The organism is Siminovitchia acidinfaciens, from assembly GCF_003605385.1.
GTDB classification, from domain to species: Bacteria; Bacillota; Bacilli; order Bacillales; family Bacillaceae_C; genus Siminovitchia; species Siminovitchia acidinfaciens.
Genome location: NZ_QYTV02000001.1, coordinates 519,364 through 545,277, shown reverse-complemented (window position 1 = coordinate 545,277; position 25,914 = coordinate 519,364). Strand labels below are relative to the sequence as shown.

20 protein-coding genes are annotated in these 25,914 nt (G+C 42.2%); 3 read left to right on the top strand and 17 right to left on the bottom strand.

Going from position 1 to position 25,914, the window contains the following annotated elements:
* Positions 1 to 76: 76 nt before the first annotated feature.
* The 3 genes from D4T97_RS02480 to D4T97_RS02470 all read right to left on the bottom strand — a co-directional run bounded on the left by D4T97_RS02480 (position 77) and on the right by D4T97_RS02470 (position 4,269).
* Positions 77 to 1,342 (bottom strand): MFS transporter, encoded by a 1,266-nt coding sequence (locus D4T97_RS02480; RefSeq protein ID WP_126047304.1) that lies wholly within the window; start codon positions 1,340 to 1,342, stop codon positions 77 to 79.
* Positions 1,343 to 1,752: 410 nt separating this feature from the next.
* Positions 1,753 to 2,745, bottom strand: a complete 993-nt coding sequence (locus D4T97_RS02475; protein WP_126047302.1) for a TauD/TfdA family dioxygenase — start codon at positions 2,743 to 2,745, stop codon at positions 1,753 to 1,755.
* 141 nt (positions 2,746 to 2,886) lie between these two features.
* Positions 2,887 to 4,269: an FAD-binding oxidoreductase gene (locus D4T97_RS02470; RefSeq protein ID WP_126047300.1), complete on the bottom strand. Its 1,383-nt coding sequence runs from the start codon at positions 4,267 to 4,269 to the stop codon at positions 2,887 to 2,889.
* Between the two features lie 424 nt (positions 4,270 to 4,693).
* Between D4T97_RS02470 and D4T97_RS02465 the strand changes: the two genes are divergently transcribed.
* A complete protein-coding gene (locus tag D4T97_RS02465; RefSeq protein WP_126047298.1) occupies positions 4,694 to 5,293 on the top strand; it encodes an Imm64 family immunity protein in 600 nt (199 codons plus the stop codon).
* 236 nt (positions 5,294 to 5,529) lie between these two features.
* Here the strand turns inward: D4T97_RS02465 and kynB are convergent, their stop codons facing one another.
* From kynB to kynU, 4 genes are all read right to left on the bottom strand, one after another.
* Positions 5,530 to 6,162, bottom strand: coding sequence for an arylformamidase (gene kynB / locus D4T97_RS02460; protein WP_235872131.1), 633 nt, complete (start codon positions 6,160 to 6,162; stop codon positions 5,530 to 5,532).
* A 62-nt stretch (positions 6,163 to 6,224) separates the two neighbouring features.
* Positions 6,225 to 7,568, bottom strand: a complete 1,344-nt coding sequence (locus tag D4T97_RS02455) for a sodium-dependent transporter (RefSeq protein WP_126047294.1) — start codon at positions 7,566 to 7,568, stop codon at positions 6,225 to 6,227.
* A gap of 117 nt (positions 7,569 to 7,685) precedes the next feature.
* Positions 7,686 to 8,465: a tryptophan 2,3-dioxygenase gene (gene kynA, locus D4T97_RS02450; RefSeq protein ID WP_235872150.1), complete on the bottom strand. Its 780-nt coding sequence runs from the start codon at positions 8,463 to 8,465 to the stop codon at positions 7,686 to 7,688.
* A 156-nt stretch (positions 8,466 to 8,621) separates the two neighbouring features.
* Positions 8,622 to 9,899, bottom strand: a complete 1,278-nt coding sequence (gene kynU / locus D4T97_RS02445) for a kynureninase (RefSeq protein ID WP_126047290.1) — start codon at positions 9,897 to 9,899, stop codon at positions 8,622 to 8,624.
* 166 nt (positions 9,900 to 10,065) lie between these two features.
* On the opposite strand from kynU, the gene D4T97_RS02440 reads away from it, so the two are divergent.
* Positions 10,066 to 10,680 (top strand): TetR/AcrR family transcriptional regulator, encoded by a 615-nt coding sequence (locus D4T97_RS02440; RefSeq protein ID WP_126047288.1) that lies wholly within the window; start codon positions 10,066 to 10,068, stop codon positions 10,678 to 10,680.
* A gap of 333 nt (positions 10,681 to 11,013) precedes the next feature.
* Here D4T97_RS02440 and D4T97_RS02435 read toward each other — a convergent pair whose 3' ends face one another.
* The 9 genes from D4T97_RS02435 to D4T97_RS02395 form a co-directional block, all read right to left on the bottom strand.
* Entirely contained in the window at positions 11,014 to 13,836 is a 2,823-nt protein-coding gene (locus D4T97_RS02435; RefSeq protein WP_126047286.1) for an EAL domain-containing protein, read from the bottom strand.
* Between the two features lie 711 nt (positions 13,837 to 14,547).
* On the bottom strand, positions 14,548 to 15,819 hold the full coding sequence (locus tag D4T97_RS02430; RefSeq protein WP_235872130.1) for an ATP-binding protein: 1,272 nt from the start codon (positions 15,817 to 15,819) through the stop codon (positions 14,548 to 14,550).
* Positions 15,820 to 15,994: 175 nt separating this feature from the next.
* Complete coding sequence (locus D4T97_RS02425) at positions 15,995 to 16,711, bottom strand: hypothetical protein (protein WP_126047282.1); 717 nt, start codon at positions 16,709 to 16,711, stop codon at positions 15,995 to 15,997.
* Positions 16,712 to 16,869: 158 nt separating this feature from the next.
* The gene (locus tag D4T97_RS02420) at positions 16,870 to 18,177 is read right to left on the bottom strand and encodes a purine-cytosine permease family protein (RefSeq protein WP_126047280.1); all 1,308 of its coding nucleotides are present in this window, start codon (positions 18,175 to 18,177) and stop codon (positions 16,870 to 16,872) included.
* 105 nt (positions 18,178 to 18,282) lie between these two features.
* Positions 18,283 to 18,855, bottom strand: a complete 573-nt coding sequence (locus tag D4T97_RS02415; protein WP_126047278.1) for an amino acid synthesis family protein — start codon at positions 18,853 to 18,855, stop codon at positions 18,283 to 18,285.
* 34 nt (positions 18,856 to 18,889) lie between these two features.
* Entirely contained in the window at positions 18,890 to 20,071 is a 1,182-nt protein-coding gene (locus tag D4T97_RS02410) for an amidohydrolase family protein (RefSeq protein WP_126047276.1), read from the bottom strand.
* A 33-nt stretch (positions 20,072 to 20,104) separates the two neighbouring features.
* Entirely contained in the window at positions 20,105 to 20,782 is a 678-nt protein-coding gene (locus D4T97_RS02405; protein ID WP_126047275.1) for a cysteine hydrolase family protein, read from the bottom strand.
* Between the two features lie 574 nt (positions 20,783 to 21,356).
* Positions 21,357 to 23,159: a sigma 54-interacting transcriptional regulator gene (locus tag D4T97_RS02400; protein ID WP_126047274.1), complete on the bottom strand. Its 1,803-nt coding sequence runs from the start codon at positions 23,157 to 23,159 to the stop codon at positions 21,357 to 21,359.
* Between the two features lie 186 nt (positions 23,160 to 23,345).
* Entirely contained in the window at positions 23,346 to 24,110 is a 765-nt protein-coding gene (locus tag D4T97_RS02395) for a hypothetical protein (RefSeq protein WP_126047273.1), read from the bottom strand.
* A gap of 171 nt (positions 24,111 to 24,281) precedes the next feature.
* On the opposite strand from D4T97_RS02395, the gene D4T97_RS02390 reads away from it, so the two are divergent.
* Positions 24,282 to 24,635 carry a DoxX family protein gene (locus D4T97_RS02390; protein WP_126047272.1) on the top strand — a complete coding sequence of 118 codons (354 nt, stop codon included), beginning with the start codon at positions 24,282 to 24,284 and terminating at the stop codon, positions 24,633 to 24,635.
* Positions 24,636 to 24,865: 230 nt separating this feature from the next.
* Here D4T97_RS02390 and thiD read toward each other — a convergent pair whose 3' ends face one another.
* A complete protein-coding gene (gene thiD / locus D4T97_RS02385) occupies positions 24,866 to 25,693 on the bottom strand; it encodes a bifunctional hydroxymethylpyrimidine kinase/phosphomethylpyrimidine kinase (protein ID WP_126047271.1) in 828 nt (275 codons plus the stop codon).
* Between the last annotated feature and the right edge of the window lie 221 nt (positions 25,694 to 25,914).

Sequence of the window (25,914 nt, the reverse complement as noted above, 5' to 3'; positions counted from 1 at the left end):
AAAATATTACACATAACTATAATGACAAAATGAGTATCTCACAAGTATTGAGTTTAAAATAGTGAAACTTTATGAATTATTTAAATTTTTTTAAAAAAAGTCCTGCTTGCATGTTTCTCTTTTTTTGCAATAAAGACATGACACTAAACAAAAGGAACATAACGATCATCATGATAGAAGTAACGAAAAGCCATCCCATCCTAAAGGAGCCTGTCATATCCAAAATCAGACCGAATAATGGAGGACCGATCATAACTCCCCATGAACCAACAGTAATACTAAAACCAGTAGCCAAACCAGACTGATCAGGCGGAACAAGTTCTGTTGTCGCGTTCATCCAGATACCATTAAATCCGGAGATACTGAAGCCAAACAAAAATGCGATAGGAATCATCATCCAATAAGAAGTGCTTGCCGGAAGGAACGCTACCAAAACTGACACACAAGCCGCCAGCAAAGAGATGATGAACAATACAACAATCCTTTCCCCTTTAAATAGGCGATCGCTAATCACTCCCCAGCTAATTCTGCCGAAAGAGCCGCCTACTTCGGAAATAACGAGCAATGTTCCTGAAAGAAAAAGACTGATGCCGAGTCTTTCATAGGAAAACAACACTAAATAGGTGTTTAAAATCATTTGTGATCCGCTTAAAATCAATGCACTGACACTTACAAATACCAAGGGCTTATTCTTTAGCAAATTTTTAAAGTTCAGTAGAGTATTGTTTTTCTTCTTAGTTGAGAGATTGGCTTTTTTCTCCTCAGGCTCTTTGTATGAAAAATAAGTCAGCACTCCCGCTGCAAGTAAAATGACACTCGCCATTAAAACAGCCGGACGCCATCCCCAATATCCAGCCAAAGGCAGTAACACCAAGGCTGCCATGGCGGATCCAAACGTAACGCCCATTTGCTTAATTCCCATGGCCGTTCCCCTTTTGTCAGCTGGGAACCAAAACATGATTCCACGATTCGTAGCTGGGTGGGATGCACCATAGCCAATGCCACCTATCACTACAACCGCCAGCAGCGGGATGAGTGAAGAAGTGAAAGTCATGAAAAAAAAGCTTGCTCCCAGACAAACAGCCAACAACATGAGCAGCTTCCTTGATCCAATTTTATCTGCAAGCAGGCCAGCTGGCATGGATACCAATGACTGCCCCAAAAATAGGGCTGCGGGAAGCAACCCTATTTGCGCTTTCGTTAAAGACAAGTCAGCACCTATCACTACACCTAATGGAGCGAGGCTTCTTCCTACAAAAGCCACTAGGATTTGGATAAGAAGTAGCCATCCAAGCATTTTCCAAGGCTGCCGGCCAGCATTTGCCCTATACAAGCTTGTCATCAACCATCAACTCTTTTGCGAATTATTATCATTTAAAATACTTGCTTTAACTTTATCAGCTTCCTATATAAAATAACCGGCTGAATTTCAGACTGTGAAATATGGAGATAAAGACAGTAATTAATATTGATTCCTCCGATAAAAATCAGATGAAGGAAAATTAGCTACAGCAGAGTTTTCGGGGAGGCTCCTCCACCAGCGCAGACATTGATCGGGGTTACCAGCTTGGCTTTACCGGAATTTTTAATAGAAATTGAAGCCACTGTTGTCATGGACGAATCATACGAATAACACCCGGTGAAAACTAGATATTTTACTCTTATGTCATATATTCCTTCCTAGCGGATCATAAACATCTCAAAATTAAGAGCACCTTTTAAGTAAGCCTTAAAAGGTGCTCTTTGAATCCATTACTCCACAGTTGTTGCTTCACGCTTTGCAATTCCCTTGCGTGTAGAAAAATCAGGTGCAAGTTCGCGGCTATTCGGCATGGTGAGCCACAATCTTAATAAATGGCGACGACGCTCAGGCTCATCATAATCTTCAAATAATGTCCGTGAATGAAGAACAATGTTATTGTTAGCGAACTGGATATCACCTGGTTCCAGCATCATATCCATACGAATGTTTTCATCATGAAGAATAGAGTCGATCAGGTCAAATGCTTCCAACTCCACTTTCGACAACGGAAAACCTCTTTTTTCCTGTCCGGACTCAATATACTCGCGCATGTACCTGCAGCTTAGTTTACCGTCGTAATAGCTGAAAAGCGGCGACAGACCCTGTGAGCCTTCTTCACCCAGATGATCAAAATAGTACGGGCGGTAGAGAAGCCCGATATACTCCGGATGCTTTTCCAATAATTCATTATAAAGGGTTGCAGTACTGACGAGACTGCTCAATCCGCCCGACTTCGCCTTTCGGAGTGACAATAGCCCGACAACATCAGAAAGATCTGAATGATAAGGAAGATGCGTATTGGTCTGATATACGCGCACGTTCTTAGTATCTTTGGCACCAATGTTTTTGACATGGCCCAACAGGTCTCCCTTCGCATTTTGCGTTACCGGGATACCCATATGGAGACCAAGGCCATAGTAAATGATGCTCGCTTCTTCATCTGTATACCTTTCGATTGGCAATCCGCGAAGCAACAGGAAGCCTCTTCCGTCTTCCAGCTCGTCCGCAAAGTAGGCAATCTCGTATGCCAGATCTTCAATCGGGAAATCCTCTTTTGTAAAATCAGGCGCTTTTAACCCCTTTTGCTGAACATGCTCCATGGCATTTTCAAGAGATGCAATTGTTTTATCGGACAAATAGTAGATCCACGAATCATCTTTGGACAGCTCAGCCCCCTTCCAAGCTGATGGCCCTTGAATTTTCTCTCTTAAAATTATACCCATGATAGCTCTCTCCTTATTGATATATTTTTCAACAGCTTTAGCCGTTGTTGAATATCGTAAAAACCACTGGATCCCTTCCCCAGCCAAGTTTCGGGCCCTAGACTATCATTCAATTACTTTCGGACATTGGCAAAAGCGCTTTTATATTTTTTGTTCTATTCCCGCCGGCAGGACTTTCCCCGGATTTAAAATATTGTTAGGATCCAATAATTTTTTGATATCAATCATGACATCCAAGGCATCCCCATGTTCTTGTCTTTGGAATTGACGCTTCCCAATTCCGACACCATGCTCACCAGTACACGTTCCTCCGGATTTCAAAGCAAATTCCACAATTTGATGTTCTAATTCCTTCGCTTTGGCGATTTGTTCGTGGGATGCCGGATCAAACAAGATCATTACATGGAAGTTTCCATCACCAACATGGCCAACTATGCCACCCTTCAGGCCAAGAGCATCCAATTGGCTATCGGCAAATTCAACGTTATCCGGCAAGGTAGAGATTGGAACACAAACATCTGTCGTTAAACTCGCAAGCCCCGGACTTCCGTGCCTGAGTGCATAATTCATTCCATGGCGGGCCTTCCACAAAGTCGCTCGTTTAAGTGAATCAGTTTCAAATAAAAACTCCAGGCAGCCTGCCTCTTCTGCAATTGCTTTGATTAGGTCAATATCTTCCTTATTCCCCGACTCATTTCCATGGAATTCTAGAAAAAGGGTCGGCTCCTCTGGATAATCTGTCCCCTCATAGTCATTCACTGCCTTAATACTGCGGGAATCCACCAATTCTATGCGAGCAATCGGAATACCAGCAGTTAATATGGCTGCTGCTGCATCCACACTATCTCGAACCGTCTTGAAAAAACAGCGGGCCGCGACAATGTTTTCCGGAATCCCGTGCAACTTTAACGAAATTTCAGTAAATAAACCGAGAGTTCCTTCAGATCCAACGAACAAACCGTTTAAATGGTAACCAGATGAGGACTTTTTCGCCAGACTTCCAGTTTGAATGATGCGGCCATCGGCAAGCACCGTTTCCAAGTTTAAAATTTGATTCCGCATACCTCCATAGCGGACGGTCAGTGTCCCACTGGCATTTGTTGAGGCCATCCCGCCAATCGTTGCATCTGCCCCCGGATCAACTGGAAAAAACAATCCATGCTTTTTTAATTGCTCATTTAATTGCATATGTGTAATACCTGGCTGTACGATTACAACTAAATCATCCGCTCTTACTTCTACAATTCTATTCATTCGCTCAAAATTAACCGAGATTCCTTTATGTACCGGGATCGCCTGTCCTTCCAAGCCGGAGCCTGCACCAAAAGGAACGACTGGAATTTGATTTTTATTAGCATATTGAACAATTTTCACAACATCTTCTTTTGATTCTGGAAAGACAACAATGTCCGGCTCTACTGCTTCATGATCAGATTCATCTTTACTGTGGTTCAATAAAACCGTTTCGTTCATCGTGGCCTTATCCTTCCCAATTAAGGAGCAAATCTCTTCGAAGTTATTCATATGTAATCCTCCATATCTTTACTGCTGACTAGAAATCATGATACACTATTTCTCAAATTCAGAAAAGTCATTATCCGGTGGGGGCTATATAAGTGAAAATAAATAATTTCGCATGAGAGCCACTGTTGATTTCTATATGGTGCCTCGGGCTCCTGCTTGATGAGTGCACAATATCTAATTCAATTTATATAGACGAAGCAAACTTTTTTCTAATAAAAAAAGATAGATGAAAGTTTTTAACATGCTCAATCTGGAAAAGTAGAGTTAGCTCTTCTTATTTTGCAATTATATCCAAATATTGGCAAACAGGGAAGGCTTTTCCCAAAAACAATGCCTTTTTACTATTAGTTTTACGGTCGCAATACCGCACGTATAATAGTAACTTCAGACGGATAGGTAAAATTATTATAAAGAGGTGAACTCAATGAGTTCAGGCGGAGATGTAAATATTGGAATGGTATTCACTGAGGAAAAGGGTATTTTCGTAACATGGAGTAAAATGAAAAGTTATATCATCAAAAATGGTGGCCAGTTCAAAAAACTGAAATATAGCAAAGATATGGACGGCGAAAACTGGATACAGCTAGATATTAAAGATAACTCGTTAGATGAATCCTTTTTGACCGGATATTATCCTGAGCTCGAACTTTCCCGATCTTCTTTGGGATTAAATACAGAAAGGATACATCTGTCCATCGAAAAAGACGATGGTTATTTTGGATTTTTGTTTGGTATTGAATGGGATAGTTTATTTTCAAAGGAAGTGGATGTTGCAAAAATCAGGAATCACATGGTCGCAACGTTAACAGCCATATATGAAACAATACCATTTGCCTATTCGTTCATAGGCCATGAAATTGAGATCGACAGCTCCCCGGATGAGTTTGAAGATTTAATCGCTCATAACGATTCATATCCTGTCGCTTTGATTGAAAGTAAAGACGGATTAGATATTTATTACGGAAACATTGGAATTGACGGGATATCCGGCCAAATTCCGAAAAAGGATTCGGTTACGATTTAATTACCAAGGTAGGTTTTAATATTGACGATAGGACAGTCATATTCGTTATTGGCAGCCCAAACCTCCCTTCCTCCTTGAAGCCACAGCGTCTCCAAGCAAAGGCCATCCATAAATTCTAATCATTGACCGGAATCTAAATAGGCGATTCCTCCACTACATAAAAGGATGTTGTACAATGTTTTAAAAATCAGGCATCATCAAAGAAGGCACTGCACTCATGGCAATGCCCCCAACCATTAACCTAGTTGCCGCAAAACCGCCCTTACCGGACTCCCATCCGCTCCTTCAATAGCAAGCGGCAGAGCGATTAATTCATAGTCGCCCGGCTCCACTTCGCTTAACACAATGTTTTCCAATATATATACACCGTTATCATTCAGCGAATGGTGGGCGTCCATCGTTTTACTATCCACAGCATCAACGGACGGGCCGTCCGTTCCAAGGAGCCGAATACCTTTTTCTTTCAAAAATGGACCGATGTTTTCACGAAAGGTCGTAAACTTTTCCGGAAACTGGCTAAGGTCTCTCCCATCCGAAGTCTTAAGAAGCAGCCGCTCCACGCCTTCCAGGTCAAATCGTTCCAGTTCTTCTCTTCCAACCATTTCACAACCAGTGACATCAACAACTCGCGCAGGGCCCACATAAATATTGACATCCAGTTCGTGCACTTTCTCCCCGTGCTCATCAAAATGGTACGGCGCATCAATATGTGTTCCTGTATGAACGCTTGTTGTGATTTGGCCGATGTTGACGGAGCCCGTCTGCTCCTTCGTAAAACTTAATTTAAAATTAAACGGAGTATCGCCGGGCCAGACACCGATATCATTAGTCAAAGGCTGTGAAATATCAATCAACTTATGCTCGTCCAAAATTCTCACCACCATTTTTAAAATTGGCTATTGTTCGATATGTTCCGGGAAGTGACAGGCACCTAAATAAACCCTAACATGTTCAAAAACACTACCACAATCGTTAGCGGCACCACCCATGTCATTAACACCCGCCACGATGAATACAGACCGAGGGAACCAGACCCATTCAATTGGAACTCTTCTTTTACAAGAGCTTTATCCATTCGATGAATAATAAATATTGCAATTAACAGACTTCCAAACGGCAGCATGATGTTGCTGACGAGATAGTCGGTCACGTCGAATACGCTTCTTCCAAAAAACGTGAATTCCGCCAAAGTGCTTGACGACAAAGCTGCAGGAATTGCCGCAATAATGATGACCAGTCCGGCAATCCAGGTGACCGGCTTCCTTGAACGCTTTCCGTCCGCGGTGAATGCAGCGACGATAATTTCATATAGACTGAATGATGAAGTCAATGTCGCAAATAAAAATAAAATCAGGAATAAACTTAAGAACAATTCACCAAATGGCATTTGCGCAAAAACCGACGGCAATACGATAAACAATAATCCCGGTCCCTCAGCAGGCTCATACCCAAACGCAAATACGACCGGAAAAATTGCCAACCCTGCAAGCAAGGAAACGAAAATATTCATCCCTACAACGGACCCCGCGGAAGATGTCAAACTGACATCCTTTTTTAAATAAGAACTGTACGTGACCATACATGAAAATCCTACCGCAAGCGAGAAGAACGACTGCCCCAATGCATAAAGCAGGGATTCGCCCGTTATATTGGAAAAGTCCGGAGACAGGAAAAACTTGACCCCTTCCATCGCACCATCCAGCGTCAATGCGCGTACGACCAAGATGATAAAAAATACGAACAGTAGCGGCATCATATATTTATTCGCTTTTTCAATCCCGTTTTGGACACCCATGGAAATGACTAAAATATTAATCAAAGAAAATAGCAGTAATCCTAAAAGTGTCATCCCCGGGCTTCCGATAACAGAGCCGAACAGTTCCGGATAATTGGCCCCATCGCCAATCACTTTGCCAACAACAGACATTCCGGTATAAATCAATACCCAGCCGCCGACAACGCTGTAAAAAGAAAGCAGTAGAAAACAACCTAGAACGCCAAGCCTTCCGACCCACACCCAAAAACTGTCCGGAGCCAGCTTTTTATATGCGCTGATGGCTTCAACGCCTGACCCCCGCCCAATAATAAACTCAGAAATAAGCATCGGCATGCCTATCAACAAAGTAAATGCAACGAAAATGAGGAAAAAAGCCCCTCCCCCGCTCATTCCCGTGACATACGGAAATTTCCAAATTGCGCCTAGCCCGATGGCTGCACCAGCTGAGGCCAAAATAAAGCCCAGCTTGGATGACCATTGATCCTTTCTCTCCTCCATAACTCATCCTCCCACTCTTCATTTTATCCATCTTATTTATGTAATGCCATCATCAGCCTGCCTTTATTCGACAAAACTTGGGAAGTGACAGGCACCTGATGATGGGGTAAAACCGCTTTATAATTCAGTCCGCAAATCCCAAAGCTCTGGGAAAAATCGGTGATCCAGTACTTGCTTCAAGTAATTGACTCCTGAAGATCCTCCGGTTCCCTTTTTGAAGCCGATGATTCTTTCAACTGTTTTCATATGGCGGAACCGCCACTGCTGCAGCCAGTCTTCAATGTCGACAAGCTTTTCTGCCAGCTCATAGAGACTCCAATATTTGTCCACATTGCGGTACACCTCTTTCCAAGCCGCCGCTACCGTCGGGTCACCCGCGTATACTTTGGAAAAATCACGGTCCAGCAATTCCGGATTGATGTCAAATCCGACACGGGCCAAGGCTTTGATGGCAACATCGTAAATACTCGGAGCTTTGAAGGCAAGCTGAAGCGCCTCATGCACAGCAGGATCTTTCTCGTAAATTTTTAGTATATGGGTTGATTTATAACCGAGCGCAAATTCAAGCATCCTGTATTGATACGACTGGAAGCCGGATGCCTGGCCAAGGGAATCGCGGAACTCCAAATATTCGGCAGGAGTCAGTGTTGACAGCACATCCCACGCCTGAATGATTTGCGTCTGCGTTTTGGATACACGCGCCAGCATTTTTGCTGCGGCATGCATTTCCCCTTCATCAATTGCTTTGATAGCAGCCGTCACCTCATGCAGGATCAGCTTCATCCACAGTTCGCTCACCTGATGGATAATGATGAACAGCATTTCATCATGATGATCCGACAGCCGCTTCTGGCTTGTTAAAATTTTATCCAGGTTTAAATAATCTCCGTAAGTCATGTTGTTTTTAAAATCTGTATGGATTCCCTTTTCGCTTTCGAGCTTTTTATACAGCTCTGATATGGACTTTGACAATGTCGTCTCCTCCTTTTTATGTTTGCGCTTTCATTTATTCTGAAAAAGCAGGGGCCCCCGCGCAACGGCCCCAATCCCTGTTTATGCGACAACATCACGTTTATTCTCAAACTTCTTGTATTCCTCATCTGTCATAATCTTTTTCAGTATCCGGACAACCTGCCACACTTCTTCAAACGTATTATAAAGAGCGACCGGCGCCAGACGGATTCCGTTTGGTGTTCGGAAATCCGGAATGACATTGTTTTCCTTTAATGCTTTACAAATCCTTGCTGCTTCTGGATGCTCGAGGAAAATATGGCCGCCTCTTTTTTCATCATCCCGAGGATTTGCCACAGTAAAATCGAACTCACTCAACTCATCATCGATCAATGTCATCATGTAGTCTGTCATTTTCAATGATTTCTCACGAACTCTTTCAATTCCCGCTTCTTCAAATATCTCCAGCGAGCCCAACAGCGGAGCCGCGCTGAGCAGATGCGGAGTTCCCATTTGCATCGCGCCAGCATCTGGTGCCGCCGTCAATTCATGCTCCATATCAAACTGCTTATTTTTATCAGAGCTGAACCAGCCCGCAAGCCCTGGACTTGTGCCAAAATGTCTCTTATTCACATACATGCCGGCAACCGCTCCAGGTCCGCCATTCAAATGCTTATAAGTGCACCAGAAAGCGAAATCAACATCCCAGTCGCTCAACGAATGAGGGATGGAACCGATCGAGTGGCAAAGGTCAAAAGCTATCAAAATCCCGCGTTCACGCGCCGCTTTCGTCAAACCTTCCATATCCAGAATTTGGCCGCTTCTATATAAAACACCCGCCAAAACAACCATAGCCACATCGTCTGTCATGGCATCGATGATGTCATTTTCATCAAGCGTCTGTCCGTCCCGGCTCTTCACCTGGATCAAATGCTCCTCGGGATCAAGCCCATGGATTCGAAGCTGGCTTTTGATCGCATAAATATCTGTAGGGAAATTCAATTCGTCCGCTAAAATTTTCGTCCTTTTCCCTTCCGGCTTGTAAAAAGTCGATAGAATCTGATGCAGATTGACCGTCGTGGATCCGGTTACAATTACTTCCTTTGGATCGGCTCCGATTAAGCTTGCGCTCTTTTCACCCAGTTTTTCCGAAAAATAAAACCATGGGTTGTCACCTTTTAACCAGCCGTCAATTCCGAACTTCTTCCATGAATCAAGCATGGACAAAAGTGATTCTTCCGCCCTCTTTGACAACAGCCCAAGCGAATTCCCATCAAAGTAAATCGTTCCAGGTTGGATATAAAATTCATCGCGGTACCGCTTCAGTTCATCTTGCTGATCCAACTGCTGCGCATACTCTCTTGATAATTTCTCAGCCATATTACCTACTCCTTCGCCCATGAATTTTCAGTATAAATTTACTATACCCTGATAGCTTGTCAGTAGTCAATGACATTATGTCAATGACATTATATCATTCGTTTGATTGCCTATGTACTTTGAACACGGTAAAATAGGCTAAAACACCATAGAAAGGACAAATACAATGGACGGATCTGAACAATTGTCCAAGCGGCAGCTCCAAGCACTGCAGACAAGAGAAAATCTGTTGAATGCGGGACGTACGGTCTTTTTGGAAAACGGGTTTCAAAAAGCGACCATGACACAAATCAATAAGCTCGCCCATACGGGATACGGAACGGCATACGTCTATTTCAAGAACAAGGACGATCTTTTTACAGAATTGATGGAAACAATCATGCAGAAAATGTATAAAGTAGCGGCTCTTCCTTTCAAGCCCCGGACAAAAGAAGAAGCCTTAGCACAGATCCTTGAGCAGACACGACTCTTTATGCAATCGGCCCTTGAAGAAAAAGAAGTGATGAAAGTGGTCAAAGAGGCGATTGGCGTATCCGCAATCGTGGAAGATAAGTGGAACAGCATCCGTGCACGTTTTATCGCTGGGATCACAAAGGATATTGAATTTGTTCAGAAATCCGGCTTGGCAAAGAAGAATTTTGACGCAACTTTGATTGCCAAAGGCTGGTTTTACATGAATGAGCAGATGATGTGGCAGTTAGTGTTAGGGGAAATCGAGCAAGACCTTGACGCCGTTGCGGAAAATTTGACAGCATTATATACTGGCGGATTGTATAAATAAACCGCCGGTGTTGAATTAGCTACTCTTTCACTTTGTTTAAATATTATGTCACTTGAGAATAAAACTGCTTTAACAAGTTTTTTAAAAAAGGGAGCTATGAGAATGCTGATGTTTCAAAAGCAGTACAAGCAGTCTATATAGCTATGAAATACATATAAAATAATAATTGAAGCTTATAACAACAGAAGTTAAGCTGATGTGAATAACAAATCAAGCCAAAAACGCTTGAAAAACCAACGATTTTGGCTTTCTATATGTTCCAGTGGTTAAATCGGCATTTGTTTAATTTTATCTCGTTTATTGTTGTAGAGGATATTTTTAGAAGGGATGTTTTTATTTTTTCAATGATTCCAGGGAGTTGACCAATTCCGATATATAGGGCATAGCTGCTGTTTCTTCTGCAAACCTCATACCATATTTAAAATACCCTTTCTTCCTCTCTTCTTTCCAGACAATACTTCCATAGAGAGTAAAAGTCTTTCCGGAAGACTCGACCTCCAACTTCAACAGAAAATCCTTTGAAACAGGGAGTTTAAGATCGGTCAAAATACAGAGACCTCCCCAGCTGAAGTTTTGAATGAACACTTCCGTTTTCCCAACACGAATGATTTTCTCGTTTATTTTAGAAATGGTCATTTGAGCGGAAATAGGATAAGAAAGACTGCTCCTGCTTGATTGCCTTCGCTCTTCCTTCATTTCGTTTTTAGGTTTTTCTTTTATTGTTAACACCGGTTGGACCAACAGTTTCTCGAAATGCTCTTTAAGAAGAGGTTTACTGAACAAGTAGCCTTGGACCTGATCGCATCCGCTTTTTTTTAGCAGTTGGAGCTGTTCCTTCGTCTCTACACCTTCAGCAATAACTTCCATCCCGAGTTCGTGTGTCAAACGAATAATTGCCTTTGTAATCGTGCAATCCTTTTTGGACATTTGCTCGTTAATAAAACTCCGATCAATTTTTACATTATCTACATTGTATTTCTTTAAATAAAGGAGAGAGGAGTATCCTGTTCCAAAGTCATCCAAAGACAGCTTGACCCCTAACGTTTTCAACTTTTCTATATTCCGTTGAAACCCTTCTTCGTTTTGGATAAGGACGCTTTCCGTTATTTCAAGTTCAATCAGGGCCGGATCCACCTTTGTTTCTTCCATGATTCTAATAAAAGCATCCGCCCAGTCTCCCATGAGAAATCTCTTCGGAGATACATTGATCGAAATTGGGATGAGCGGCAGTGCCTGTTCTTTCCATCTCGAAAGCGTGGTACAAACAGACCACAAGGTCCAGTCTGTTAAATTATGGATAAATCCATTTTCTTCTGCAATTGGAATAAACTCATTCGGAGACACAAGCTTCCAGTCCGGGTGGTTCCATCTAAGCAACGCTTCAGCTCTAACCATTTGATTTGTCTCCAATTGAACGATCGGTTGAAAATATAAGCTTAATTCATTTTGCTTAATGGCTTTTCGCAAATCTCTCTCCAATTCAAAGGCCTTAAAGGATTCTATATCCATCGATGGGGTATATATCAAATAAGTGGACTTGCCTCTGGATTTCGAATGATGCAATGCCATTTGCGATCTTTTCAATAGGGTATCGGCATCAAAGCCATCATCCGGATAATGCGCAATACCAATACTTGCTGTGATGTGAACTTCATGTTCGCCTACATAGTATGGTCTGTTTAAGTGATGTATTAAGCGTTCGGCAATATCTTTAATTTCATGAACCCCTACAATTCTTGTAAAAAGAATTGAAAACTCATCCCCTCCCATTCGCGCGGCAATATCATAGGTAGTGACGAATTTCGTTATCCTTGAAGCGACTTCAACCAATAACTGGTCACCTATATCATAATCTAACGCACCGTTAATTCGTTTAAAGCCGTCAATGTCAATCGTCATCAATGCGAACTCGGAATCCGTCCTTTTCAAGCAGCGTTCCAATTCCGCATCGAACTTTCTCCTGTTCGGCAGCTTAGTCAAAAAATCGTGATTGACTATATACCTCATCTTCTCATAAACCTTTTTCTGCTCAGTTATATCTATGATTATTCCATCCAGCCGGGTAAGCTTCCCTGATGAGTCAGGAAGTGCAATCGTTTTATCTTGAACCCACTTTATTGTTCCCGCTTTATCCCTGATCCGGTATTCCAAAACAAAACCCGGCTCTTTTATGTCATAACGCAACGCATGATAGGCAGGAAAATCGTCCTCGACAATTAATTCGTTCCACGTAACTTCCTTGTTTAAAAACTCCTTTACCGTATAACCTGTCAACGATTCGATTCCTTGGGAACAGTAGATATACTGGTTGGTTCGATAATCTACAGCCCATGCACAAGCTTCCAAATGTTGATACAGCTGATCTTCCTCAAATCTATCTTCTTGCTCTTCCTGTTGAGGGATTACATAGGCAGAACCAATTAACCTTACCGGCTTTTTATTGTCATCCAACACGATGTCGGCATACTGGTGCACCAACTCTTCTTCCCCGTCAGACCGTATAATCCGATATTGCATCTTCCAAGGGATGCCTTCCTCAATCGAGCGTTGAAATGACTTTTTAAAAAAGTCTAAATCCTCTGGGTGGATATATTGCAACATATTGGTAGAAGTGGGGACCACCTTTCGGTTTACCCCAAAGATTTCATACATTTTATCAGACCAGGTAATCCTGTCTTCTATTATGTCATAGTCCCAAATACCCATATCCATTAACTTTTCACTTGCCTCAATATTCTTTTGCAGTTTCATCAGCTCGTCATTTTGCTGTTTCACCGCTGTTATGTCTTTCATTATTCCCATTAACCCGGTTACATTTTTATTACCGAAAGGAATAAGATGGTTTTTAAAATCTACAAGCTGGTTGATCTTTAAAATATTCTTAGTTTCAAAAATGAGGGGCTTTCCTTTTAATGCGTCAACATAGTGTTGTTTTACTTTATACATTTGCCGTAACGGGCGGAGAGTATTGAGGATATCATTTAATTCTTTCGGCTGGAAAGCCAATTGTTTTTTGAACGCCTTATTAATAGCTGTTATCCGTAAATCCTTATCCAATATGTATACAGGATTTGGATAAGCATCAAATAAAAAATTATTTGAAGGGTCAACTGGTTGATAGTTGCCTTTCTTTTTAAAAAATCTTGGTAATTCCAACAAGATTGCTCCTTCTCCCTCGTATGAAATTTAAGGATAAATTGCTCTATTTTGACATTTACCTAATGGTAATATACTAAATTCGACATAGACAGACAAGACCTATTTAGGTAAAAAGTATGACATCCTTAATTAAAATTAGTGCAATAACATAATTTAGCCATATGCCTCTTTTTAATTGAGACGGGTACTTATCACCCACCGATTAGTATGGTATCTACTAATCTTCACGCCGCCTCATATCATGCCACCAAATTAATAAGCATAGCAGTGGTAAAGGGCAGGAGGCCTCTTTTTTTTTGGTCATACAAATACCCTTCCAATTGATCGAAACTCTGACTTTAGCACTTCAGCAATTCCTGTCACCTTACAGTACTCCAGAGACCTTAGTCCTAAGTGATGCGTTATAGAACGAGAAAAGCCCTTGAGCACTTTAACCTGCTCAAAGGCTTAAAAAAATATTAATCATGTCCTACAACAGCCTCTTAAAAACAAGTCCAATATCCTACCATTTTTCATCCCTTGGGTAATTTATTCTTTGGGTGTTCGTATAATGGCATTCGGCAAAGTCTTACTGTCAATGATAATACAGAGGCAGCGGGATATTTTTTCCTAGTCGTACAGCACCCCGTATAATGTCGACAAAAAATAAGCGGTTCCGTCAATGTTATTTTTTAGTCCGGCACTTACTCATTTCGAATTACTATAAGTCTATATCCCAAACCCGACCTTCGATAAATCCTCTTCGTCCCACTCATGGGTACGGACTTTTTCATTGGCTGCTTCTAAATTGCCGATGATACCGGCGATATCAACAGCCTGATCGTAATGCCATTGGAGAGCAGCGGATGTGTACAGTTCATTTAACTGAGCAATAGAGAATTTCTCCGTCTGTTCGGCAATGTAGAGAATATCCGCTTTGGACATGAAGCGCTCCATCTCTTTTATTTTAAGCAGATATTGAAGACGAAGATCGACATCAGGACGCTTAATTTCGTACGCACGGTCAAATCTGCCGGCACGGTTGATCAATGCGGGATCAATTTTTTCCGGATAGTTGGTCGTACCGATTAAGAAGATGCCTTCCTTCGATGTCGCCCCATCCAATGTATTCAAAAACACGGATCTCGAAGATTCGGGCATGGAGTCGATGTCCTCGATCACCAAAACCATCGGTGCCATCTTCGCTACAATCGAAAAGACCTCTTTTATTGAATAGCTCGTCGTATATTCTGTGATCTGCCAATAAGCGACTGGAGCATCAATACTGCCTGCAATGGATTTTACAAGCGTAGTTTTTCCATTTCCGGGCTGGCCATAAAGCAGAATCCCACGCTTGTACGGGATATTATATGTTTTGAAAAATTCTCCGCTTTCGTTGAAAAACTCATCAATAGAACGGTAAATTTCCGACTTCAATCCTTCTTCCAACAGCACATCTTCCCTGCTAACAAGCGAAGTCACCTTCTCTTTTTCCCGTTCCACGCCATCCTCAGTATCAGTGAAGACGCTGACGCAATCTCTCATGATTTCCTTTTGGCGGTCGTAAACGTACTGCAAAAATGCGAGCAGGCTCTCATCATCTTTGGCATAAATAAATTCGTGCTGATAATCTGTAAAGCTTTGAAAAATCGGCAGCTTCACCAAAGCAATTTCAAAATCCGGGTAAAAATAAACGGCATTGTTAATGGATGGCTTAATAACAAAACCATGATGATCAACGCTTTGTTCGTAGTTGATACATCCAGTTTCCACATGGTCGTAAATATATGATAGAAGCTCTGCTTTACCGGAAGCCAAATCCTCTTCCAGCACATTCCACATTTCTTCTACATTTTCATTATCCAGATACATTTTCAGAATGAGTCCGGTCTGTTTTAAAATAAATCCGTGGACCTTATCCAGAGCCACACCGTAATCATAGTAGTTAGGCATAATTTCGCGGTTATTTTCCGGCAAACGAATAATATATGATTCTTTCAATGTAATTTCCTTCCATCTATATAAACTATATTACCTATTCAGTTTACTGGAAATTGAACATAATTACTATCAAATTTTAAAGGCGATCCGTTTGACGGACCGCCTTTATAGTCGTATTATGCCGGGTATCACGAACGGTCACCGGCCTGTTCGAGGCCCCACTTGCAAGCAGCTTTTACATGCCTGGGTGACCCTTCGGCATGATCATTTCTTCCTTAAATGGGAACAATTTCATTTCCCTCGCTTTTTCCCCATGGTTGATCATAATTTCATGGAAAATTTCCTGGTCAGTTTTTCCATCTGTATCGACGCCCAGTTTCTTCGCGGCATTGTGGATCATCGCTTTTCTTACGTCTATTGCCACCTCGCGAAGATCCCTTCCCTCGGTTTCAATCCCAAATTGTTTTGCATACTTTAGTATCTGCGTTTTTCGTACCTCGTAGGTCAGCTCTTTCACTGTTTTGCCTTCACTGGAAATACCCAGGTCAGCGGCTTCTTTTTTCACCTTGACCTCTTTGATTTCTTTCTTAAGGGTCTTGATGTCCTTGCCCTGGGTACTGATTCCATATTGCTGTGCTATCCTTGTCACCCAAACCTTTTCAACCTCTTTCTCCAGCTGATCGGTGCTTTTTCCTTTAGTCGAAATGCCCAATCCTTCCGCATGCTTCTTGATATAAACTTCGCGGATTTCCTTATTCAGTGTTTCCGTATCCTTGCCTTCCGTATCAATCCCCAGCATTTCCGCATACTTCTTCGTCATTTCCGGGTCGTTTTTAAATTGCCGTTCTCCCCACTCCGTGTCATGCATTTCTGCGGACACGGCAGCTCCCATGCCGACAATGAGCCCAAGGGCAACGATTGCTGCAAGAACATATGTAGTGAGCCTTTTCATTTTGAATTTCCTCCTTCAAGTGTATACTTCAAATTTAGCATGCCCCGTCCCGGACACAGCATGAATCATTTATGTATTTTTTAATGAAAAAGACGATACGCTTTACGCATATCGTCTTTTAAAAATCGGAATATTCCATTAATAATTTGAATAAATTACTAGCTTGCTTTATCTTGAACTTTTATTTCAGAACCAGCCTTATAATTTTTCATTTTTTCAAACAAGATATAGAACATTCCCGCGGACAGCAGCCCTACAAGCGGTGAGATGAAGAAGTTTGTCTTCAATGAAATATAACTTAAAATTCCCCCGATGATCCAAGCGAATAATGCGCTTTTATTAATCCACGATTCACTTTTGGATTTTTTTATAAAAAACCCTTCGGCAATGATAATTCCTGGGATTGGCGGGATTAATATGGATAAGAATTGAATGATCGGCATGATGTATGCGAAGATACCTCCTGCCGCAAAAACGGCAGCAGCTGTCGCTACAATTGTTGCTGTATGCTTATGCTTCACTTTCCCATGGAGCTTAGTCTCTTTGATGATATTTTGAAGCGCCAAGCTTCCTGTATAAATTTCTTTGTCTTCAGTCGTCCACAAACAGAATACCGCTGTGATAAATGCGATAAACCCAAGTCCAGACTGGATCATTGCCTGAATAAAGTCTGTTTCACCAGTACTGATAGCAACAACAGCTCCGGCGATCTGAAATCCTAAGCACCCAATAGAGAAAGCAATAATCCCCGCAATGACAACGTGAGTTTTCCTTTTGGCAAAGCGGGTCACATCCGCTGTAATTGTTGCGCCATAAATCCATCCGCCTACAATCGCAGCAGTAGCCGCTGTAAATGTCATTGAGTTTTCAGGAACGTAGTTGACAACACTTGATAAGCCGCCTTCAGAAGATGCAACAAATACTACTCCGAATATGGATAGCAATATAGCAGCAGGCACTCCGATGTTGCTCATTAATGCTAACCCTTTATATCCCCTCATGGCTGATAAAAGCCATAAGAACACTACGATTGCTGCTGTCAGCGGAATTGGTATCGGCCACCAGGAAAACAGAGAGCTGACTAATCGAGAAAATATATCACCATTCATGGAAATCCATGTGAGCGCTGACAAAAATAGCAGTACGGAAAATATATACGAGCCAATTTTTCCAAAAGCATTCCTGGACAAAAATGTACTTGAAAGTCCTTCTTTTGAAGCCAACATTCCCATAAATATTACAACTGCCATCAAAACAAGATTACCTACTACCAATGCCAGCATAGCTTTGGCGAATGGTAATTGAGAGGCTACAATCCCGCCGATGATAAAGTTGGATAATGCGATTGGAAAACCAGCTAAAACAACTGTTAAACTCAGCAAATTCTTTCTTTTATCCTCAGGCACTTTCTCAAAAGCATATTCAAAAGCCGGATCCTGTGGGATTGATTCAACTTTCTCTTTCATAAACTACACCCCCATTTATTTTTTTGATACTGGCAGGCTACTTATCTCTCGATTAGAGATATTCAAGCAGCCTGTATCCAGCACTCAGTCACAAAATCAGATCAATTATCTTAAGCCATCTTTTCCTTCGATATCTTCTTTTAACAGCCCGCCAAGTCTTGAGTTAGGGCGGCCTCCATTTGCAATGACAGAGATGATTGCAATTTCATCATCCAGTGGAGCATCACTTAAAGTAAGAGTCATACCATCCAGATGGGAACGGACATATAATGCGTCTTTATGAGCAAGCGGCACATCAATCATTGCCCCTGCGGCACCTTTCTTTTTCATTGATGGAATCCAGGCAACTCCGCCTCCTACTGCATCACGCAGCTCTTCACCAAAAATATTAGTCAACATCGCTACACCATGTTCCTGCTCGCCGGCAAGCCCTACTAAAGCACCTTTACCATAGCTTTCTACAGGGTAATCTCCCATTGCTTCAACAGCCATCACGCTGATTTTTCGTCCGATTTCTTTACTTTCCTCAATGAGATAGCTTAAATCCTCTTGATACATCCCTGCATACGGATTTTTTACAACTGCCACGACTGCTACCTTTCTTAACGGAGTATCAACCTTTTGTCCTTGATCACTATATATTTCTTCAACCATTGTATAGATTTTTCTGATTTCCATTTTCACTATCTCCTTTTTAGTCAATTACAGTTGTTTAATTGGTTAGTGCTCTTCCTGTTTCATAGATTGGCTGCCTTGCTGACGGCGGAGTGTTCCTGCTTTTGTTGACGCGGACTTCTCCATCAATCATTACCATGGAGACCGCAGGAATATCACCGCATTCAATTGCGGACAAAGCATCTTCGCCTGATGAACCGATTGGCGAGTCAATAACTACAAGGTCAGCCTCTCTTCCAGCAGCAATCATGGAAGTATTCAATTCAAAAACTTTGGCTGTGTTCCCTGTAGCACAGGCAATCACCTGCTCTCCAGGGATGTCTGAAAGGGCTGCTGTTTGAACGATGGTCCTTAACATGCCAAGCGGCATGACTCCGCTTCCAGAAGGTGCATCCGTTCCGAGGATAAGGCGGTCAAGCTGGCCTTTTTCCTTTAAGCTCCGGGCAATATGATCTGCCGCTTTCATATTGCCGCACTGGACGATTTCCAGTGGCATGTCACTTTCATCGATCAGCTTGTCGATTTCTTCGATAGAGATCGCTGTTGGCCCGCCATTTGTATGCGAAGACAATGTCGGTGACACGTTCATGACCATTTCCGCTGTCACGATTGAACTTCCTGGAATCGAGATGCCGCCAGTATGCATAGCGACCTTCATACCGTATTTTTTAGCCCATTCCACCATTGGTACCGCATCGTGGGCCTCTTTTATACTTCCAAGGCCCACTTCACCAACAAGCCAAAGCCCTTCATCAGCCAATTCTTTAAAGTCTTCTTCAACCAATCCTTTTTCGAGGATAAGGGCACCCGCATGGACTTTTATGCCCTTTGGACGGAATTTAGTAAAAGATTTATGTGTAAGAACTGCAAGGGCCTTTACGCCTGCAGGATCTGTCGGCCTTCCCGGAGTGTGCACTTCACCAGCCGAAATAATAGATGTGACACCGCCATGCACCGAGCCTTCAAGAAAGTTGAAGCTGTTTTGCCTCGGTGTGTAGTCACCAAGCACAGGGTGTGTATGGCTATCGATCAAACCGGGAATGACTGTCGCTCCCTGGACATCAATCCATACGTCCACTTGGTAGCTTTCTAAAATGTCAACTGTCCCGGCAGCCTCTATTACTCCATCCTGGACGATAATTGTGTCTCCTTCGATGATTGGATGATGAATATCACCACTTACAATTGTGCCGATATTTGTCAAAGCTGTAATTGTCATCAGCATGGCACCTCCATTTTATAAGTATTAAAATTAAATACTTCTGGCTTCCTGTTGTTGAAAGCTGTTCATTTCTTCGATAGCATCATCGGAAGAAACCACTCTTCCGAATGCCTCGGCAATAAGATTAAGCTCCATCTTGCACCAATCTTCTGCCGTGCCTCCCGCATGATCATAAGAACTGACCGCATCTGAAATAACAGTGACATCATAGTGTTTGTGATAGGCAGCGCGGACTGTACTGTCCACACACCAATTCAAAACCGTTCCTGTCACAATCAAGTTGGAGACACCTAGGCTTTTCAGGACCGAGTCCAGATCTGTTTCAGCAAAACAATCATACCCAAACTTTTTGATAACCTTTTCACTTGGAAGCGGTTTTAACTCATGGTAAATTTCTGTTTCATACTTTCCATCCCACAACTCGCAATATGGCGCTTCGACTCTCAGACCTCTTTGTTCCGCATTTTTCCAATAAAACTTATAATGAAAATCGGGTCCTATGCAAAACTCTGTATATATGACGGGAATGCCCTGCTCTCGGCAATAAGAGAGCATTTTTTTAAAAACAGGGACCTGCTCTCGAGCCATCGGCACTTCCAATGGGGATCCTTTTTCCAAAAAAGCATTTTGCATATCGATAACGAGTAAAGCACTTTTATATGGATCCATATGAAAAACGGGCTTCCAATCCCAATAATTTTTTGTCATTCCACTACCCTCCTGTTTGTTCGTCTTGCAAATAAGTTAATTGCAAGAATGATGCCAACTATAAGAAAAGCAGAAGGCGCCCGCCTATCGGCGACAAGCACAAGGCGAATTTTGATGAGGGAGTTCCTCAGCCACCACAGCAAAGCTACTAACTTTTAATACCTCATGTGAAGCCTCCATGAATATGCTTCAAGCGGCTTTGCGACGAGGGAAGCATACGCTTCCTCGAATAAGCTGTGCCGCAGGAGCACATTCTTCCTGAATAAACTTCCTTGCTACTTGTGACCTCGAGCCGATGGCGCCTGGCCGCCTCAGACCGCGACATCCTCGAAAAAGCTACGCTTTTTCTTCGTGCGATGTAACGCTGCCGAAGCTTTCCTTGTCCTGTCGCTTCGGTGGCACTAGCACTTTCTGTACGTCGGAGCTAGACATAATAATTCTTAATTCGAACAAAATATTTCGTCTGATTTAATATTTTCTTACTCTATCAAAAAGCGGTAAAATACAAATTTTCCTCAAAAATCATATGCCACATTTGACGCATATGACAAATGTGGCATGTCACAAATGACACTTATTTGAAGTTAAGCCTTTTCATTTTTCTAATTAAAGTTCTCAAGCTGATTCCCAATAGGTCTGCCGCCTTTGCCTGTGTTTTTCCAATTTCCAATGCCCGGCTGATCAATTCAAACTCCATTTGATCGTTCGCTTGCTGGAGTGAAGGTAAAGGCTGATTATTTTCTTTCATAGGATGATTCTTTAATCCAACAGCACGATGATTGGAATTATTCGGAAATCTTTCTGGAGTCAAAATGTCAGCGCTGGCCGTAACGACCATTCGCTCGATTACATTTGCCAGTTCCCGAATATTGCCGGGCCACTTATATGTCAGTAAAATGTCCATCAACTCATTCGAAATAATTTTATTGAGCGAGTATTTTTTATTGTATAAATTCAGATAATGCGCCGAAAGCGGAAGAATGTCTTCTACTCTAGCCCGCAGCGGAGGAATGGAAAGCGGAACAACATTCAGGCGGTAATATAGATCCTCCCTGAATTTCTCTTCATCAATCAGTCTCAATAAATCTTTATTTGTTGCAGAAATAAGACGGACATTCAACTTGATTGGTTTGGTTCCTCCCACTCTCGTCACTTCCTTCTCTTGAATGACGTGCAAAAGTTTCACTTGCAGTTTAAGCGGAAGTTCAGCAATTTCATCTAAAAACAATGTCCCGCCATCAGCCAGTTCAAACATGCCCGGCTTTCCGTTTCTGTTGGCACCAGTGAATGCCCCACCTACATACCCAAACAGCTCCGACTCCAATAATTCCTGCGGGATAGCACCGCAGTTTACTATAATAAAAGGCTGATCGGGCCCTCTTAGGCTGTTTTGGTGGATAAATCTTGCAATTACCCCTTTACCTACACCAGACTCACCTGTTAATAAAACCGTACTTTCCACCCTTGCTACACGCGAGGCCAGATCCAGCAAGTCTTGCATTACTCTGCTTTCTGCAATGATGCTGTCTTCATTTGTCTGTTTCAATCTGATTTGAGAAATTTCATGTTGATATCTTTCAGCAAGCTTCTCTTTGCTTTCAAGACTTTCTTTTAATTGATGAAGCTCAGTTATATCCCGAATATTAATAATGACTTGATATAATTGCCCATTTTCATCGAAGACAGGGCTACCTGTCATCATCGCCTGCTTGCCGGATTTCATCTTTTGAATAATAGTCGTCGGCTTTTTCGTCTGAATCACTTTCATTGTCACCGAATCACTGAAATACCCTGTTTCCACAAGATGCTCCAGCGGAATCCCGATAACATCCTCCCGCTTCAATCCAGTAAGCCTGTCCCATGCCTTATTGACCCTGATCGTAATGCCCTCATTGTTTGTAATCGCAAACCCGTCATAGGAGTGTTCAAGCATTTCGTTTAATTCATTAAAACTTTTCTGCAGAAGCATAATTTCTGAGTTTAGTTGATTTGCTTTATTCCTCTCATGAGTTAAAAGAAATGAAAGCTGCTCATTCATACTTTTTTCTGTAATGACCCCCAACAGGACATTGCTTTCCACTACAGGTAAGACAGGCAAAGGAAACTGCCGAAATTGAACTTCTTCTATAAAAGCAAATGGGGATAATGCCGGCAAATCCGTATACATGAGGTCCTTTACCGTCTGCTTTGATTTTGATTGGACAGCGGTCTTTGCTGTCGTTGCAAATATACCTGCATATTGTTTTTCATCATTGATCACAGGTGCATAATCAATCCCCTTTTCTGCCAGTATAGAGACAGCTTCGGCATAAGACATATCGGCTTTTAACATGCATTCGTACCTTTCCATAAAATCCTTAACGACTCTAGATTTCATAAAAACCAAAACCTCCCCTGTACTAAAATTAAGAATTAATCAAATATAAAAATCAATATTCAACTTTTTCCAACCACTTGAATATCCTAAGCATTTTATTATAAATGAGAAACTTCAAAAGAAAACACAAAAAAATCGAATACCGGATCTATTTATATCCAATATTCGAGATTTCATTTTATTTTTTTAGTCATTACTTTCTTCCTTTTCCTTCCTTTTCTCTTTTTGTTTAAGCAGAAAAAGCTGCAACGGCTCTACAGAGCCGGTCATAAGTTTGTAAACATAAGAGGAAGTGAGCTGGTAGCTGTTTTCAATTTTTTCAGCAAGATAATTGGCCCTTTCGAACAGGATGGACCGGATATTTATCACTTGCCTCAGGATTTTTTCAGTGATCGCTTCTTGGTTATCCAATCGGCCAATCACTTCCTGGTGCCTTTCCTCCTGTTTCGAAATTTGTTCAGTCATCTCCCTTTGAAATTCTTGCTGATCATTCAATTTCGTTAAAAGCTCTGCATTGGCGGCTTCCACGGATTTCAAGCGCTTTTCAATTTCCTCATTCGTTCCGCCTACCTGTAAAAGCTGTTCCATGACTTCTTTTTTAAAAAGAGTTTCCTGTTCCAGCATTTCTTCCAGTCTGCGGTTTTTTTCATCAATCCCCGTTAGATGCTCCTTTACATTTTCATGGACTTCATCTTGTTTTCTGTCATATCTTCTCAAATCTTTCAACTGATAGGAGATTTTCTTCCATTGATTCTTTCGCACCTTTTCCTGATGTTCAACTAATCTATTTAAATCCATAAAGGATTTCTGCAAAATGTAATTGGCTTTTTTCTGTGCCTCCATGAATTCGGACCATTCATCTATGTTAGCAACTGATTGGTTGGGCTCATCGATATCTTCGTTACTTTGATAAATATACGGGTGTTCCTCTTCATTGAAGTATAACCCCATTCTTCTTTCACACCCCTTGCTTTTAATACATGTATTAGCTTATGCAAATCGGCATAAAGGAGGGACGCTAAATTCATCAATTTTTGCAAATTAGTTGTCCAAAAATGTGGATTAGCTCTTTTTGCAATGTTTGTCCGGCCCTGAACATATAAATTATGAGGGGGGATGCAAATGACCACTTTGGTAAGATGGGCGGTCGCCTATGTCTTCATCACTTCCGGTGCCATGAAATTCTTGAGTCCAGACCTTGCAAACACGTTCATCCAACTAAGGCTGCCGTTTCCCAAACAGCTGATTATGGTGGTCGCTGTGGTGGAAATCGTATGCGGCATTTTAATTTTAATGAACAAGGGAGCAAGGCTTGCCACAATTCCATTAATGGGAATCATGGTGGCGGCGTTGATGTTAACAAAAATTCCGTTGTATTCAGAGGGATTTATGAAGTTTGCATTTGCTGCAAGGCTGGATATCGTGATGCTTTTGCTGCTTTTTGTTCTGTATAACCAGCGGGGAAAAATGAAATAAGCAGCCGCGCCGGGGGCGATGACCCAGTTTTTGGTCTAAATCATTTTGAGCATTGATGACGAAGGCAGGTTGGCCAATTAGGGGACAAGTATAGACTATGAGGGACCTGTTGCTTTTTTCAGCTGACACGAGTTAGGGCACTGGAGAACCGTCGATTCAATCGTAGAGACATCAATAATTTTTCATCATAAAAAGCCAGCTCCAAAATTGGAACTGGCTTCCTTCGTTTATTATTCCACCGTGACATTGACACCTGTTTCTCCGTACTTCTGATAGGCGGCATGGTAGGTGGGACCGACGCCGCGCCTGAATGTGATGGAGTGGCGAATGGCGGCTGTAATGAATTTCTTTGCCTCTTCTACGGCTTCAGGGACTGTTTTGCCTTTCGCCAATTGGGCCGTAATGGCTGCGGAATAGCTGCATCCCGCTCCATTTGTATGGATGGTATCAATCCGCGGAGCTTCAAGAATACGGAATTCGTTCCCATCAAATAATACATCAACCGCCGGTCCTTCCAGACGGCCGCCTTTTACAAGAACATACTTGGGACCAAGTTTTTGCAACTCTTCCGCCGCTTGCTTCAAGTCATCAACCGAATTGAGCTGCTGATCCGTTTCCATCAGTCGCGCAGCCTCCGGCATATTTGGCGTAATGATTGTGGCTAATGGTATCAATTTGGTTTTTACAGCCTCAATGGCATCGTCTTTTAACAACGCCGAACCCATTTTACCGATCATGACCGGGTCCACAACGATATTAGACGTATCCGATTCCTCAATCCACTTGGCCACATGTGTGATAATTTCCTCTGTAAAAAGCATCCCCGTTTTTATCGCATCCGCTCCAATATCGCGCAGCGCCGTGTACACCTGCGCTTCAATTGCATCCAATTTTAACGGGAAAACGCCCTGATCCATGCGTGGATGGGTCGCAACAATTGCCGTGATAGAACTAAGCCCAAACACGTCCATCTCCTGGAACGTCTTTAAGTCCGCCTGGATTCCTGCGCCTCCCCTTGCAGCAGAACCTGCGATTGATAATGCTCTAGGTATACTCACGTGATCAAATCCTCTCCGGCTACTAATTCAAGTAAATAAAACCCTAGTAATATTATCATGCATCCATCGAGAACTTTGCAAGAGGTTGAATCGTAGTGGAACACCCGAGCAGTTAGTTTAAGCGCTTGGAGTCCGGGCTTCTAATGGCTAAAAACGGGCATTACATTTTCCACAGCGGGGCTAACATTGATACCGATATTTCGCACGTAAACCACGGTGCT